Annotated in this window: 15 protein-coding genes and 1 pseudogene; 13 read left to right on the top strand and 3 right to left on the bottom strand. The window is 40.7% G+C overall.

The genetic code is table 11. The annotated features are described in order from the left end of the window. Positions 1–21: 21 nt before the first annotated feature. Positions 22–546 (bottom strand): gamma carbonic anhydrase family protein, encoded by a 525-nt coding sequence (locus ACIFPW_RS20180; protein WP_430246858.1) that lies wholly within the window; start codon positions 544–546, stop codon positions 22–24. A gap of 170 nt (positions 547–716) precedes the next feature. On the opposite strand from ACIFPW_RS20180, the gene ACIFPW_RS20175 reads away from it, so the two are divergent. The 10 genes from ACIFPW_RS20175 to ACIFPW_RS20130 all read left to right on the top strand — a co-directional run bounded on the left by ACIFPW_RS20175 (position 717) and on the right by ACIFPW_RS20130 (position 11,161). Then, positions 717–1,685 (top strand): NAD(P)H-dependent flavin oxidoreductase, encoded by a 969-nt coding sequence (locus tag ACIFPW_RS20175; protein WP_194220239.1) that lies wholly within the window; start codon positions 717–719, stop codon positions 1,683–1,685. Between the two features lie 228 nt (positions 1,686–1,913). Next, positions 1,914–2,885, top strand: a complete 972-nt coding sequence (locus ACIFPW_RS20170) for an ABC transporter substrate-binding protein (protein ID WP_430246923.1) — start codon at positions 1,914–1,916, stop codon at positions 2,883–2,885. Between the two features lie 103 nt (positions 2,886–2,988). Continuing rightward, positions 2,989–4,023 (top strand): ABC transporter permease, encoded by a 1,035-nt coding sequence (locus ACIFPW_RS20165; RefSeq protein ID WP_430246855.1) that lies wholly within the window; start codon positions 2,989–2,991, stop codon positions 4,021–4,023. Next, complete coding sequence (locus ACIFPW_RS20160; RefSeq protein WP_430246853.1) at positions 3,989–4,783, top strand: ABC transporter ATP-binding protein; 795 nt, start codon at positions 3,989–3,991, stop codon at positions 4,781–4,783. The genes ACIFPW_RS20165 and ACIFPW_RS20160 overlap by 35 nt, the downstream gene beginning before the upstream one ends. A gap of 213 nt (positions 4,784–4,996) precedes the next feature. Further along, positions 4,997–5,392 carry a thioesterase family protein gene (locus ACIFPW_RS20155; protein ID WP_430246851.1) on the top strand — a complete coding sequence of 132 codons (396 nt, stop codon included), beginning with the start codon at positions 4,997–4,999 and terminating at the stop codon, positions 5,390–5,392. Positions 5,393–5,411: 19 nt separating this feature from the next. Further along, positions 5,412–6,518 carry a Glu/Leu/Phe/Val dehydrogenase gene (locus tag ACIFPW_RS20150; protein WP_194220260.1) on the top strand — a complete coding sequence of 369 codons (1,107 nt, stop codon included), beginning with the start codon at positions 5,412–5,414 and terminating at the stop codon, positions 6,516–6,518. Between the two features lie 23 nt (positions 6,519–6,541). Beyond that, on the top strand, positions 6,542–7,606 hold the full coding sequence (pdhA, locus tag ACIFPW_RS20145; protein ID WP_430246849.1) for a pyruvate dehydrogenase (acetyl-transferring) E1 component subunit alpha: 1,065 nt from the start codon (positions 6,542–6,544) through the stop codon (positions 7,604–7,606). Then, positions 7,603–8,598, top strand: a complete 996-nt coding sequence (locus ACIFPW_RS20140) for an alpha-ketoacid dehydrogenase subunit beta (RefSeq protein WP_430246847.1) — start codon at positions 7,603–7,605, stop codon at positions 8,596–8,598. Before pdhA ends, ACIFPW_RS20140 begins: the two co-directional genes overlap by 4 nt. Before the next feature lie 14 nt (positions 8,599–8,612). Then, complete coding sequence (locus ACIFPW_RS20135; RefSeq protein WP_430246845.1) at positions 8,613–9,764, top strand: dihydrolipoamide acetyltransferase family protein; 1,152 nt, start codon at positions 8,613–8,615, stop codon at positions 9,762–9,764. After that, the gene (locus ACIFPW_RS20130) at positions 9,764–11,161 is read left to right on the top strand and encodes a dihydrolipoyl dehydrogenase family protein (RefSeq protein WP_430246843.1); all 1,398 of its coding nucleotides are present in this window, start codon (positions 9,764–9,766) and stop codon (positions 11,159–11,161) included. The genes ACIFPW_RS20135 and ACIFPW_RS20130 overlap by 1 nt, the downstream gene beginning before the upstream one ends. 55 nt (positions 11,162–11,216) lie before the next feature. Here ACIFPW_RS20130 and ACIFPW_RS20125 read toward each other — a convergent pair whose 3' ends face one another. Further along, positions 11,217–11,390, bottom strand: coding sequence for a hypothetical protein (locus ACIFPW_RS20125; protein WP_430246841.1), 174 nt, complete (start codon positions 11,388–11,390; stop codon positions 11,217–11,219). A gap of 69 nt (positions 11,391–11,459) precedes the next feature. Beyond that, positions 11,460–12,029: a helix-turn-helix domain-containing protein gene (locus ACIFPW_RS20120; protein ID WP_430246839.1), complete on the bottom strand. Its 570-nt coding sequence runs from the start codon at positions 12,027–12,029 to the stop codon at positions 11,460–11,462. Positions 12,030–12,140: 111 nt separating this feature from the next. Here ACIFPW_RS20120 and ACIFPW_RS20115 point away from each other — a divergent pair. From ACIFPW_RS20115 to ACIFPW_RS20105, 3 genes and pseudogenes are all read left to right on the top strand, one after another. Next, positions 12,141–12,845 (top strand): annotated as a pseudogene (locus ACIFPW_RS20115) (AzlC family ABC transporter permease). Continuing rightward, positions 12,838–13,143 (top strand): AzlD domain-containing protein, encoded by a 306-nt coding sequence (locus ACIFPW_RS20110; RefSeq protein WP_194220230.1) that lies wholly within the window; start codon positions 12,838–12,840, stop codon positions 13,141–13,143. Before ACIFPW_RS20115 ends, ACIFPW_RS20110 begins: the two are co-directional and overlap by 8 nt. A 91-nt stretch (positions 13,144–13,234) precedes the next feature. Further along, the gene (locus ACIFPW_RS20105) at positions 13,235–13,357 is read left to right on the top strand and encodes a hypothetical protein (protein WP_255622949.1); all 123 of its coding nucleotides are present in this window, start codon (positions 13,235–13,237) and stop codon (positions 13,355–13,357) included. Positions 13,358–13,389 lie beyond the last annotated feature (32 nt).

The following is a 13,389-nucleotide window of genomic DNA, read 5'->3' as shown; positions in this document are numbered from 1 at the left end:
CCTCCAGTTCCTTCTTTTTTTCTATTCTTTTATTTCGCACGAGCTTTCTTTAAATTCTTTCCCTTTTGTTTTATAAGTTTCAATGGTTAGCTTAATCAGTTCTCTATCTTTATCTGTCAGTTCACGAATTACTTTACCTGGTGAGCCAAGCACCATGCTGTTTGGCGGGATTTTTTTACCTGATGGAATGAGTGTATGTGCCCCAATTAAAGAACCTTCTCCAATATCAGCTCCATCAAGAATGATCGCCCCCATCCCGACTAGAGCACCTTTTCGAATGGTGCAACCATGAAGAATGGCGTTATGACCAACTGATACCTCATCCTCAAGAACGAGAGGATACCCTTCAAATAGATGACAGGTGCAATTGTCCTGAATGTTGCATCCTTTCCCGATACTAATCGGTGCTTCATCACCTCTTAAAACAGCGTTAAACCAAACTGTAGAGTCCTCTCCGATTGAGACATCTCCGATGATTTTTGCGCCGGGTGCGACAAAAACATTTGGAGCGAGAGTAGGTGCTATACGATTATACGAAAATAACATAGTTGCTCTCCCTTCTTTTTTAGCTTACAAACTATTTTTTCATTGTTTCAAAATAGAAGTTTCATATTAAGCAGGAATTATGTTGATCTTCTTTGAATGTTATTAATAAGTATAACACGAATGTTTTGTTTCGTATCATTATCGTTATATGAATGGGAGGAGGGATATAAATGAAACGAGTCTGTCAGCTATTTTCCATTCGATATCCAATTATACAAGGGGGAATGGGAAATATTTCGAGTCCGATTCTTGCATCGGCGGTATCTGAAGCAGGAGGACTAGGAACGATTGGAACTGGAACGCTTAGTCTTGAAGAAGTGGAGAGCCTCCTTCTTGATATGAAACAGCGAACAGCTAAACCATTTGCTCTCAACATACCAATTACTGTTACAACAGATTTAAAGGGGATGTGTGAACTTGCAGTAAAACATGCTGTTCCTATTGTTTCTCTTTCCGCAGGAAATCCTGCACCTTATGTTCCCTTTCTTAAAGAGTGCGGTATAAAAGTTATTTGTGTAACAGCTAGTGTCAAACAAGCGAAAAAAGCAGAAGAATCCGGTGCAGATTTAATCGTAGGAGAAGGGTATGAAGCAGCTGGAATTAATTCTCCACTAGAGATTACTACGATGACCCTGATTCCTCAGCTCGTCGCAAGTGTGCAAATACCAGTTATTGCAGCAGGTGGGATTGGAGATGCTAGAGGGTTTGCTGCTGCCTTAGCTCTTGGGGCAGAAGGAGTACAGATGGGTACACGATTAATTGCGACAGAAGAATCGCCATATCATGAGCGATATCTAACAAAGCTTCTAGAAGCTAACGATACTGAAACAGTTATCGTTGGGAGATCTGTTGGAAAAGTGAGAAGGGTTTTGAGAACTGAATACGCAGATCAGTTATTAAAAGCTGAATTAAGTGGAGTAAAGCCTGAAGACTTTGCGGCGATGACTGATGAAGAGAAACATCGGATAGGAGCAGTAGAAGGACGACTTGGAGATGGATTTATTAATGGAGGACAAATAAGTGGGATAGTCAAATCTATTCCTTCTGTCCAGAAACTATTTGAAGACATGGTTGAAGGAGCATTACTAATTTATAAAAATAAACTGGAAGAGTTTGAGAAAATATCTATGAAGAAGTAGTCATATATCAAGTGTTATTTTTAAAATATATTAAATAATTTCAATTGTTTGAATACTCGTTGACAAGCTAGAATAGCAAGTGTACCATAACGATACGATATCCCGGCTTAGTCAAGAATTTTCAGTGGATAAAGAATATAACAACAATAAGTTTAAAAAACTTATTTGGGGGAGGACAGGCGTTTGAGATCCTGGAAAAAATGGTTAGGTATTTCTCTAGTTAGTGTGATGGCTCTTACGGGTTGCGGAACGAACAATTCCTCATCAAACACGGATTCTAGTAGTGGCGAAGCAGAGGATAAGGAGTCTTATACAATTGGCGTGACTCAAATTGTTGAACATCCTTCTCTAGATGCTGCTTATGAAGGATTTAAAATGGCGCTTGAAGAGAATGGATTTAAAGAAGGCGAGAACATTTCCTACGATGTTCAAAATGCGCAGAACGATATGAACAATAGCAATACGATTGCACAAAATCTAGTTGGAGATGAAGTCGACCTAATCTTTGCTAATTCAACACCAAGTGCACAATCTGCATTAAATGCGACCTCAGATATTCCAATTCTTTTCACATCCGTGACTGATCCAGTCGGTGCAAAGCTTGTTGAAGATTTTGATAAGCCAGGAGAGAACATTACGGGAACGACTGATACACATCCAGAAGCCATTCCGAAAACAATTGAATTTATAGCAAGTGAATTTGACGCAAAAAATGTAGGACTCATCTACAATGCTGGTGAACAAAATTCTGTTGCGCAAGTGGACATTGTAAAAGAAGCGATGGAAGGTACAGATCTGAAGGCTGTTGAGAAAAGTGTCTCTACTTCAGCTGAAGTTAAACAGGCTGCAGAAGCACTTGTTGGTAAGGTGGACGTGATCTACATTGTAACTGACAATACTGTCGTATCAGCACTTGAGTCGGTAATCAGCGTAGCGAATGATAAAGATATTCCGATGTTCGCAGGAGAATTCGATTCTGTTAGCCGAGGAGCATTTGCAGCATATGGCTTTGATTATAAAGATATTGGATATGAAGCTGGACTGATGGCTGCGAAAATTTTGAAGGGGGAAGAGACGACGGCAGATATCCCCGTTCAATACCCTCAGAATTTAAAACTTAAAATGAATCAAACAGCGGCAGAAGAAATGGGCATCGAAGTGAAGACAGAATGGGAAGAGATGGGGGAATATATCGAGTAGATCAATAGGTTCGAAAAAGAGAGAGTTTTCTTTTTCGAACCTATTTTTATCAGATGGACTATGAACGTGCTTTCAAATGATAGGGAAGAGGAGGGCGCTTAAGATGGGCTCAGCAATGTTTTGGGCAATAGAATCTGGCATTATATATGCCATTATGGCACTTGGAGTGTATTTATCATTTCGAATTCTTGATTTTCCAGACTTAACTGTTGATGGAAGTTTCGTAACAGGGGCAGCCATTGCTGCTATTCTGATTGTAAACGGGACTAATCCCTTTTTTGCTACGCTTGTAGCCATTGGAGCAGGTTTCTTAGCGGGTTGTGTGACGGGTCTTCTACATACTAAGGGGAAGATTAATCCTCTTCTTGCGGGAATCTTAATGATGATTGCTCTTTACTCAATCAATTTAAGAATAATGGGGAGATCGAACGTTCCGCTCTTAAATGAAGGATCCATTTTCACAAAGATAGAAAGTTTTTTTGAGACATCGGGACTTAATTCGGTTTTAAATAATATGGCATCAGGTATTGGCTTAGGAAATCTCACTTCAACATGGGCTATATTAATAAGCATGCTTGTTGTTACGACAGTGATTAAAATTTTGACTGATCTTTTCTTACGTACTCAAATTGGTCTTGCCCTCAGAGCGACAGGTGACAATAAACGAATGATTCGGAGTTTCTCAGAAAATACGGATAGGCTAACGATTATTGGACTTGGACTTTCAAATGCACTTGTTGCGTTAGCAGGAGCGTTAATTGCTCAGTATAGTTCATTTGCAGATGTGGGTATGGGAATCGGAATGATCATTATTGGTCTTGCGTCGGTTATTATTGGGGAGGCTATCTTTGGAACAAGGACGATAGCTGTGACCACATTCGCAGTTATAGGTGGCGCAATTGTCTATCGTATTGTTGTGAGTCTTGCCCTCCGAGTGGATTTTCTTGAAACAGGTGACATGAAATTAATTACGGCAATTATCGTTATTGCTGCACTTGTTCTTCCACAATTAATTGATGGTCAGAAAGAGCGAAACCGTAAAAAGCGAAAACGCCTCCAGCAAGAAGTGAAATTGAAAGAAATGAAGGAGGGGGACGAAGGGTATGCTTCAACTAAATCAAATTCACAAAGTATTTAACGAAGGGACTCTGGATGAAAAAATAGCGTTAGAAGACATTAACCTAACCCTTAAAACCGGCGATTTTGTAACCGTTATTGGAAGTAACGGGGCTGGTAAATCGACTTTAATGAATATGGTATCTGGTGTCTTAACACCTGACGTTGGGGACATATTCATTGATGAAAAAAAGATTACAAGTTTACCAGAATATAAGCGGTCAAAATTGATCGGGCGCGTTTTTCAGGATCCGATGGCTGGAACAGCGCCATCGATGACGATACAAGAAAATTTAGCATTAGCTTATAATCGAAATCGGAGACGAACGTTAATGAAGGGCGTGACGAAGAAACTGAAAACAACTTTTCAGGAAGCGCTCGAAACACTTCACCTCGGCCTTGAAGATCGCTTATCCGCAAAAGTTGGTTTGCTTTCAGGAGGAGAAAGACAAGCGCTCTCCTTATTAATGGCGACCTTTACAGAACCAAAAATGCTTTTATTAGATGAACATACTGCAGCACTTGACCCAGCAAGAGCAGCCCTAATCACAAAACTAACCGGAGAAATTGTGGAGCGAACGAACTTAACGACACTCATGGTTACTCATAATATGCAACAAGCCTTAGATTTAGGGAACCGTTTAATTATGATGGATAGCGGTAAAATTATCTTAGAAGTAGAAGGAGAGGATAAACAGAACTTAACGATTGAAGCGTTACTTCATGAATTCCAGCGAATAAAAGGGGCCAAAATGACAAATGATCGCGCCTTGTTAGGATAGTGAAGTTAGATAATAAGAGTAAGAGCCCCCACTTAGCGAAATATGAAGTGGGGGATTTGTTCCTATAATAGCTCGTCAATTGACTCATAATCTTGAAGTTCACTCAGTTGTTTTGATTTTTTTGACAATTTATTGACGGTTAATATACGCAATGTTATTATATCGTTAAATAAACGTCATATATTATAGTGTGATGTTAAAGGGGTGAAGCAGGTGAAGAGTGGTATTACGATCGGCCAAAGTGCTGTTATTCAAATAGAGGTAACCCCTGACATGTATGCAAAATTTGAAGGAAAAGTAGTCCACAAGGCATATTCAACTGTTTCGATGGTTTACCATATGGAATGGGCAGCAAGACAGCTTATTCTTCCTTTTCTTGAAGAAGAAGAGGAAGGCATTGGTGGGGGGATTGAAGTAAAACATCTAGGGCCAGCTTGCGAAGGACAAATGGTCGAGATCTTTGCCGTTATCATTTCGCTAACACACAAATCTGTTATTAGTCGAGTAGACGTGAAAAGAGGATCAGAACTTATCGGGACAGGGAAAGTGATTCAGTTCATTCTTCCTAAGAACGTTATCGATGAAAAATTAGCAAGCACTAAAATGTAAGCGATTTCATAAAGGGGTGATAATCGTGTTTGATCGAATCATAGAGCATGAACAGTTACTTTTTTGTAATGATGTCGATACAGGTCTAAAAGCCATCATTGCCATACATAACACAACACTTGGTCCGGCGCTTGGAGGCTGTAGAATGAGACCTTATGAAACGGTCGATGATGCGATAGAAGATGTGTTAAGGCTGTCAAAAGGGATGACATATAAATGCGCTGCAGCAGATGTTGACTTTGGTGGTGGAAAAGCAGTCATCATCGGGGATCCGCTAAGAGATCGAACTCCAGAGCTATTTCGCGCATTTGGTCAGTTTGTCGAATCGTTGAACGGGCGGTTTTACACTGGTACAGATATGGGAACGACTCCTGATAATTTCGTTCATTCATTAAGAGAAAGCAGCTGCATTGTCGGCGTTCCGGAAGAGTATGGCGGAAGTGGAGATTCGTCTGTCCCAACCGCTAACGGTGTGGTCTATGGAATACAGGCTACAAACAAAACTGTGTTTGGTTCAGAAGAGCTAGGAGGGCGCACTTACGCTATTCAAGGGCTTGGGAAAGTTGGGTATAAAGTAGCTGAACTGCTTCTAGAGCAAGGTGCAGATTTAATTGTTTCAGATATTAATCAGCATGCGATTGACCGTTTGATTCAAAGAGCTATTGACCTAAACCGTGGGGTGAAGGTTGTTTCTGGAGACGAAATCTATGAAGCGAATGCTGATGTATTTGTTCCTTGCGCCCTTGGAGGAATAATTAATGACCAAACGATTCATAAGCTTAAAGTACGGGCAGTTGTTGGATCTGCTAACAATCAGCTTTTAACAAATGAGCATGGTGATTTGTTAAATGAACGCGGCATACTTTATGCTCCTGATTATATAGTAAATAGCGGCGGTTTGATTCAAGTATCTGATGAGCTTTATACGCCAAATCCAAAACGAGTATTGCAAAAAACCAAAGCCATTTATGACACCTTGCTATCTATTTTTGAGCAAGCAGAGACGCATTCTTTTTCTACGATAAAAGCAGCGAATCTTTTTTGCGAAAAGCGTTTGGAAAGTAGAAAACGAAGAAATAGTTTTTTTGCACATAAGAAACCTGGAAAATGGACAGTTCGCTCTTAAAATAGAATGAAAGGTGGATGTCAATGGATCTAGCTGAGCAGTTTCCGTTGAGACAACTCGTTAATGGGGAAGGTAGGCAATTGGAAGAAAGTGAATATGTCACAGTAGAGAACGCCAGGCGCTTTTATGAGCAAATGACGTTCTCACGCATGTTTGACCGAAAAGCAGTCAATCTTCAGCGTCAGGGACGAATTGGTACGTATGCTCCATTCGAAGGTCAGGAAGCTTCTCAAATCGGAAGTGCGCTTGCTTTAGAAGATGGAGACTGGATGTTCCCAACGTATCGCGATCATGCTGCAACAGCTGCTTTCGGACATTCCCTCGTTAATATTTTTCTATATTGGAAAGGGTGTATTGAGGGGTGTGTCCCACCAAAGGGTAAACATATTTTTCCGCCATCTGTACCTATCGCATCGCAAATTCTTCATGCTACAGGTACAGCGTGGGCGGAGATGAAAAAAGGAAGCGATCGAGTTTCTATAGTGTATTTCGGTGACGGGGCAACATCTGAAGGGGATTTTCATGAAGGGCTAAACTTTGCAAGTGTGTTTCAAATCCCAGTTGTATTCTTTAACCAAAACAACGGGTATGCGATCAGCGTTCCTCTTGAAAGACAAATGAACTCTAAGACGATAGCTCAGAAATCACTTGGTTATGATATGCCAGGCGTACGAGTGGACGGCAATGATGTCTTTGCTGTTTATAGTGAAACATTGAAAGCCGTAGAGCGAGCGAGGAAGGGCGAAGGGCCAACGTTAATTGAGGCCGTTACGTGGCGCTATGGGGCACACACGACGACAGATGAGCCTTCGAAATATCGCGATCAGGGGGAAAGTGAACGGAGAAGACAGGTGGAAGATCCAATTAAGAGAGTGGAGGAATATCTTAAAGCTCGAAATGCTTGGGAATCTGATTGGGTGGGACAGATCAAGAACGAAGCAGAAGATCGATTAAATACTGCTGTCTCGGAAATGGAAAAGACAAAGAAATCAGATGAAGCTCTTATGTTTGATCATGTGTTCGGCACTAGCGTTTGGCCAGTGCAGGAACAAAAAGAGCGCTTTTTTCACAAGGAGAGTGAAAAATGAGTATAGCGGTGAATATGAAAAAGCTAACGATGGTGCAGGCCATTACGGAAGCTTTAAAGGTGATGCTTGAAGAAGATGAGTCCGTTCTTGTGCTAGGGGAAGATGTTGGGAGAAATGGCGGTGTTTTCAGAGCCACAGATGGGCTTTATGAACTTTTTGGTGATGACAGAATCATAGACACGCCGCTTGCAGAGTCAGGCTTAATAGGAACTTCGATAGGACTTGCGATGAATGGTTTTATACCAGTTGTGGAGATTCAGTTTCTTGGCTTTATTTATCCAGGATTTAATCAAATTATGACACATGCGACGAGAATTCGAACGAGAACACAAAGTCGTTATACAGTACCACTGACGATTCGAGTGCCTTATGGAGCCGGTGTAAGAGCACCAGAAATTCATAGCGATAGTACAGAAGCGCTATTTGCTCACATACCAGGGTTGAAAGTTGTCGTGCCATCAACGCCACATGACGCAAAAGGGCTCCTTATTAGCAGTATAAAAGATCCTGATCCAGTCTTGTTTCTTGAGCCTATGAGGATGTATCGCACAGGCAAAGGTGATGTACCAACGGGAAGTTATACGATACCACTAGGCAAAGGGTACAGACGGCGTAATGGTAGTAATGTTTCTCTTTTTGCTTGGGGAGCTATGATGAAAGTGGCTGAGGAAGCTGCTGAAAAAGCAGCTTCCAATGGAATTGAATGTGATGTAATTGACCTCAGGTGTCTCTATCCTCTTGATAAAGAATTGATCTCTGAATCAGTCCAAAAGACTGGGAGAGCGGTTATCATTCATGAAGCTGCCTCGTCTGGAGGAGTAGGAAGTGAAGTTATCTCAATCATTAACGATACTTCGTTTCTCTATATGAAGTCACCGATAAAAAAAGTAACGGGCTACGATGCGCCAGTGCCGTTATTTACGCTTGAAGATGATTATCTACCTGATGCTAGTAAAGTTCTGCAGGCGATTGAAGAAACAGTTCGCTTCTAAAGGAGGGATCGTATATGGACGTGAAATTGCATGACATTGGAGAAGGGATGTCAGAAGGTGAAATTGTACAGCTGCTTGTTAAACCAGGTGATCAAGTCATAATTGATCAGCCGTTGGTCGAAGTGCAGACTGATAAAGTAACCGCTGAGCTTCCATCTCCGCTGGCGGGGAAAGTAGAAAGAATTCATGTAGCGGCAGGTGAAGTAGTTGAAGTGGGGGGTACGTTATTAACCATCTCTCCAATCTCTCAACACGTGGAGCAAACGCTTATTCCAAACCGAACGAAACGAATTTTAGCTGCCCCATTCACGAGGAAAATAGCGCGAGAAAATGACGTTGATATCGAGAGGGTAACAGGTACCGGGCCAGGGGGACGCATTACAGACGAAGATGTTTTAAGACATATTGCCACGTTACAAAGTCCTCGAGAGCCTCAAGAGCAAGAAAAAGCAAACGAAACGAATCTATTACAAACTGATACCATTCCATTTTCAGCGAGACGGAAACAAATCGCAGCAAAAATGAAAAAATCCACTCTCACAATTCCTCATGTTACACATTTTGACGAAGTAGATGTGACGAATGTATTAGAGATGAAAAAGACTCTTCAAGAAAAAAGTGGCGTATCTATTTCTGTTGCTGCCTTTTATATTAAAGCAGTATGCCTTGCACTTAAGGAATATCCCATTTTCAATTCGGAATTAAAAGAAGAGGAAGGTCTCATTTATTTAAACCCTGATATCCATATTGGTTTAGCAACGGATACGGAGGAAGGGCTCATTGTGCCTGTTATTCACGACTGTGACAAACTTTCAATTAAAGGCATTCACACTAAGATGAAAAACCTCCATCAATCTGCTATGAGTAATCAGCTCAAGAGCAAAGACCTTTCATCTGGTACATTTACGATTAGTAACGCAGGACCGCTTGGTAGCACTGGGGCTACGCCGATTATTAATTATCCAGAAGCGGCTTTACTTGCTTTTCATAAAACAAAAAAAATGCCAGTTGTTACGGAAAAAGACGAAATCATTATTCGCTCAATAATGTCGATATCAATGACGTTTGATCATCGTATCGCAGATGGAGGGACATCTATGCGCTTTACGAATCGCTTTATTGAATTGATCGAACAACCTTCTCTATTTATAACGGAGCTTGTCTAATGGTTGTAGGTGAGATCATTCATGAAAAAGATGTTGTCGTGATTGGCGCAGGGCCAGCTGGTTATGAAGCCGCTCTTCGACTTGCGAAGCATGGAAGAGACGTTACTATGGTAGATCGATCTCGATCAGGTGGGGAATGTCTTCATAGAGGATGTATACCATCAAAACTACTGGCATCTTCAGCGAGAAAAATGAAGGAAACGGCTCCAGGGGTAACGATAGCTTCATCGTTTTCTATGGAAAAATGGCATAGCGAGAAAAATCGCATGATCGATTCCATGGAAAAAGGTCTTGAGATGCGCTTTAAGTCAAATAACATTGACTGTGTAAAGGGACATGCAGCGTTTTTATCTTCTGAGCGAATTGGTGTAGAACAAGGGGAGAAATTTGAAGTTTGGTCATTTAACGATGCGATTATTGCAACAGGGAGTCGACCCAAAACCCCATCCTTCATTTCAATCGGAAAAGAAAACATTTTTCCTGTAGAACAGCTCTATGCGTTATCCTCCCTGCCTAATCGACTTGTTATTTTTGGAGCAGATTATCTTACGGTAGAGGCGGCGAGTACGTTTCGCTCGCTAGGTGTAGACGTAACGATTGTGACAGACCAAGAAGCGATTCTTTCTGAATGGGATGAAAGCATTCAACGTGAATGCAAAAGGCAATTTAAAAAGCAAAAGGTTCAGGTGTTCAGAGGAGTATCTGATTGCAGTGTAAAGGACGATGGTCTTGGATTGATATTCCGTAACCAAAACGGAGAAAACGTTGAATTAGAAACAGAAATAATTGCCTATTCGATTGGAAGGATTCATAATAGTGATTCGCTTGGATTGGATCAAGCGGGAATAGACTTACAAGATGATGGATATATTCACATTTCTGAGGGATGTGAAACGTCAATACCAATGATCTATGCCTGTGGTGATGTAACTGTGGGACCCTCGCTTGCTGCGAAGGGAATTAAGCAGGCGAAGACGGCGGCGGATCGTTGCTGCGGTATAAAAGCCGCATTTACGCTCGATTGTCTTCCGCAAGTCATCCAAACTCAAATTCCGGTAGCATCTGTAGGTTTAACGGACAAAGAAGCGAAAGAAGCAGGGTATGAGTTTATGACGGCAAGTTCTTCTATGCAAGCAAATGGTTATGCAACAGTCATGGGCCATAAAGAAGGTCGGATCAAAGTCATTCGAGATCGACAGAGTCATGTGCTTCTAGGATTTCATGCTGTGGGTGCTGGTGCTGTTGAACTGATCGAAAAAGCAACGCTAGCTCTTGAGATGGGGGCAAGAGACGAAGATTTTATCTATCCTTATTCCCCGCATCCAGGATATGGTGAAGCCTGGACAGAAGCGGTTGAAATGACTGTTGAATCAGTAGTGAAAACAAAAGTTAGATGATAAAAGACCAGGCGAGCGAAAATATTTGCTCGCCTGGTCTTTTACATGGGGTAATTCAATGTTTTTTAATACTAGTCGTTCGGTTCCTTGTAAAAATAGCTAGTAAGAGTATAGCAACTAATCCTGTCATGTTGATGATTGTTTGTAGGGAACTGTTTTCGATAAAAAGGTTGATGGAGAAAGAAGCTACTACAATCAGTAGAGTCACTATAAATAAAGCTTTCCTCATCACAAAGACCTCCTAAAGAACTTTCTGAACTAAATGGGGAGAACTATATCTTCCGTATAACTCTCTGTCTTAACGTATAGAACTCGGATAGTGAATGATCATCATAGCTTTACATGATTCACTGTAAGGATTTCGATAATAATGTGGATAATTTGCAGTGAATCTTAAACTTTCTCCACTAGAAATGATGTATGACTGCGTATCAACCTCAAGGGTCATACTGCCTTCTTCAATAAATAAATATTCTTCAACACCATCAGGATGTGGATTAGAATGATAGTCACATCCTGGTTCAAGTTCAATATAAAACGTTTCAAACGATTTTCCTGGTTCCATCGGAAAGAGCGGGACCACCTTCATTTTTCCGCTTTCTTCAATTAATGGTTCGATTTCAGATCGATTGACTTTCTTGATAACAGGCTGTTCTTCATCGATGAATGCCGTGAAAGAAACGCCAAGTCCATTTGCAATTTTCCATAGTGTATTAACGGTTGGGTTTGAAGCACCTCGTTCGATTTGAGCAAGCATTGGCTTGCTTACTGAGCATCGAGCGGATAGTTGATCGAGACTTAATTTATTTTCAAGACGAAGCTTTTTTAGTTTTTCGCCAATTTGTTTTGTTAGGGATTGGTTTTCCATTGAATACTCCTCTTTTAGTGTTACATATTTATCCTTATATTGAAAATTTGTTTAATATAACATACAATAAGTTTAATATATTGAATAATTTGTAGCAATAGGAGGGATAAAGTGGAGGCTATCGTAACAAAGAGTCATTCTGATTTTGTAGATGGATTAAAAGCAGGTGTAAGCATAGCGGTCGGATATATGCCGGTTGCTCTCACATTTGGCTTACTTGCAAGAACAACAGGACTAACGCTTTATGAAGCGGTCCTTATGAGTATTCTCGTCTTTGCAGGGGCTGCTCAATACATTACGCTTAGCTTAATTGCCATTGGGACAGGTGCCTTTGAAATTATTTTTACAATCTTTATTGTTAATATTCGCCACCTATTGATGAGTGCCTCTATAAATGAAAAAGTAGAGGCAGATACTCCATGGAAAAAAGCCGTTTACGCCTTCGGAATTACTGATGAAACGTTTACCGTTTCCGCAACAAAAAAAGGTGCTCTCACGACAGGTTATATGTTTTGATTATGTCTGATTTCCTACTCTAGTTGGGTCATCTTTACAGGGGGAGGATACATTGCTGGGGCAAATCTACCTGAAGTGATTCAGCAGGGTATGAGTGTTGCGCTTTATGCCATGTTTGTAGGGTTACTTATTCCGTCTGCTAAAAAAAGTCGGAAGGTGCTTTTTCTTGCAGGGTTAGCTGCAATATTTAATAGCATTCTTACGTTGGCTCAGTTTCCAACAGGTTGGGCTATCGTGATTGCCACTCTGCTGTCATCCATAATTGTTGAATGGTTTATAGGGAGGGGAACGAATGAGTAATTCTATGATCTGGCTTATTGTCGGACTTGCAGTTGTCACTTATATTCCAAGAATGATTCCACTCGTATTCTTTAATTCTGATAAAATACCGCCTGTTATTCAAAATGTACTAAAGAACGTTCCCTTCGCGATTTTGGGTGCGCTCATCTTTCCGGGTATTTTAACAATCAATGATGATATGATGTTTGGTGTTATTGGGGCAGTGGCAGCAATCGTTGCAGCATACCTTGGGGCGAATTTAATTGTTGTTGTTATGTTTGCTGTTGCAGTGCTCAGTACGTATGCCTATTTTATTTAGCAAATGTGAAATTAATTGATTTGAATTTTTTGATTTTTGTGATATAAATAAATCAAACCTAATATCGAGAGTTAAAGAGGAGGAATGAAACATGCATTTGTTTCGTATTTTGATGGTTGGGTTTTTCTCAATGACCGCTGTGTCACTCGTCTGGTTCCAATCTGTCGAAGTAATATCCTCATTCATTGACTTTTTCTTTCAAAATAAAAAGTAACGTTTTGTTAAGAGCTTTCTTGAAAGCTCTTT

Origin of the sequence: Pseudalkalibacillus sp. NRS-1564, from assembly GCF_050467905.1 — a bacterium.
Classification (GTDB): Bacteria; Bacillota; Bacilli; order Bacillales; family Guptibacillaceae; genus Guptibacillus; species Guptibacillus hwajinpoensis_B.
Note: the sequence above shows the minus strand (reverse complement) of the source record. Positions and strands in the feature narration are given on the sequence as shown.

Coding starts and splice junctions, on each gene's coding strand:
- pdhA (WP_430246849.1), top strand. CDS start 6,542: ATGGATCTAGCTGAGCAGTTTCCGTTGAGACAACTCGTTAATGGGGAA.
- ACIFPW_RS20120 (WP_430246839.1), bottom strand. CDS start 12,029: ATGGAAAACCAATCCCTAACAAAACAAATTGGCGAAAAACTAAAAAAG.
- ACIFPW_RS20180 (WP_430246858.1), bottom strand. CDS start 546: ATGTTATTTTCGTATAATCGTATAGCACCTACTCTCGCTCCAAATGTT.
- ACIFPW_RS20165 (WP_430246855.1), top strand. CDS start 2,989: ATGGGCTCAGCAATGTTTTGGGCAATAGAATCTGGCATTATATATGCC.
- ACIFPW_RS20125 (WP_430246841.1), bottom strand. CDS start 11,390: ATGAGGAAAGCTTTATTTATAGTGACTCTACTGATTGTAGTAGCTTCT.
- ACIFPW_RS20135 (WP_430246845.1), top strand. CDS start 8,613: ATGGACGTGAAATTGCATGACATTGGAGAAGGGATGTCAGAAGGTGAA.
- ACIFPW_RS20105 (WP_255622949.1), top strand. CDS start 13,235: ATGCATTTGTTTCGTATTTTGATGGTTGGGTTTTTCTCAATGACCGCT.
- ACIFPW_RS20130 (WP_430246843.1), top strand. CDS start 9,764: ATGGTTGTAGGTGAGATCATTCATGAAAAAGATGTTGTCGTGATTGGC.
- ACIFPW_RS20170 (WP_430246923.1), top strand. CDS start 1,914: ATGGCTCTTACGGGTTGCGGAACGAACAATTCCTCATCAAACACGGAT.
- ACIFPW_RS20160 (WP_430246853.1), top strand. CDS start 3,989: ATGCTTCAACTAAATCAAATTCACAAAGTATTTAACGAAGGGACTCTG.
- ACIFPW_RS20140 (WP_430246847.1), top strand. CDS start 7,603: ATGAGTATAGCGGTGAATATGAAAAAGCTAACGATGGTGCAGGCCATT.
- ACIFPW_RS20175 (WP_194220239.1), top strand. CDS start 717: ATGAAACGAGTCTGTCAGCTATTTTCCATTCGATATCCAATTATACAA.
- ACIFPW_RS20110 (WP_194220230.1), top strand. CDS start 12,838: ATGAGTAATTCTATGATCTGGCTTATTGTCGGACTTGCAGTTGTCACT.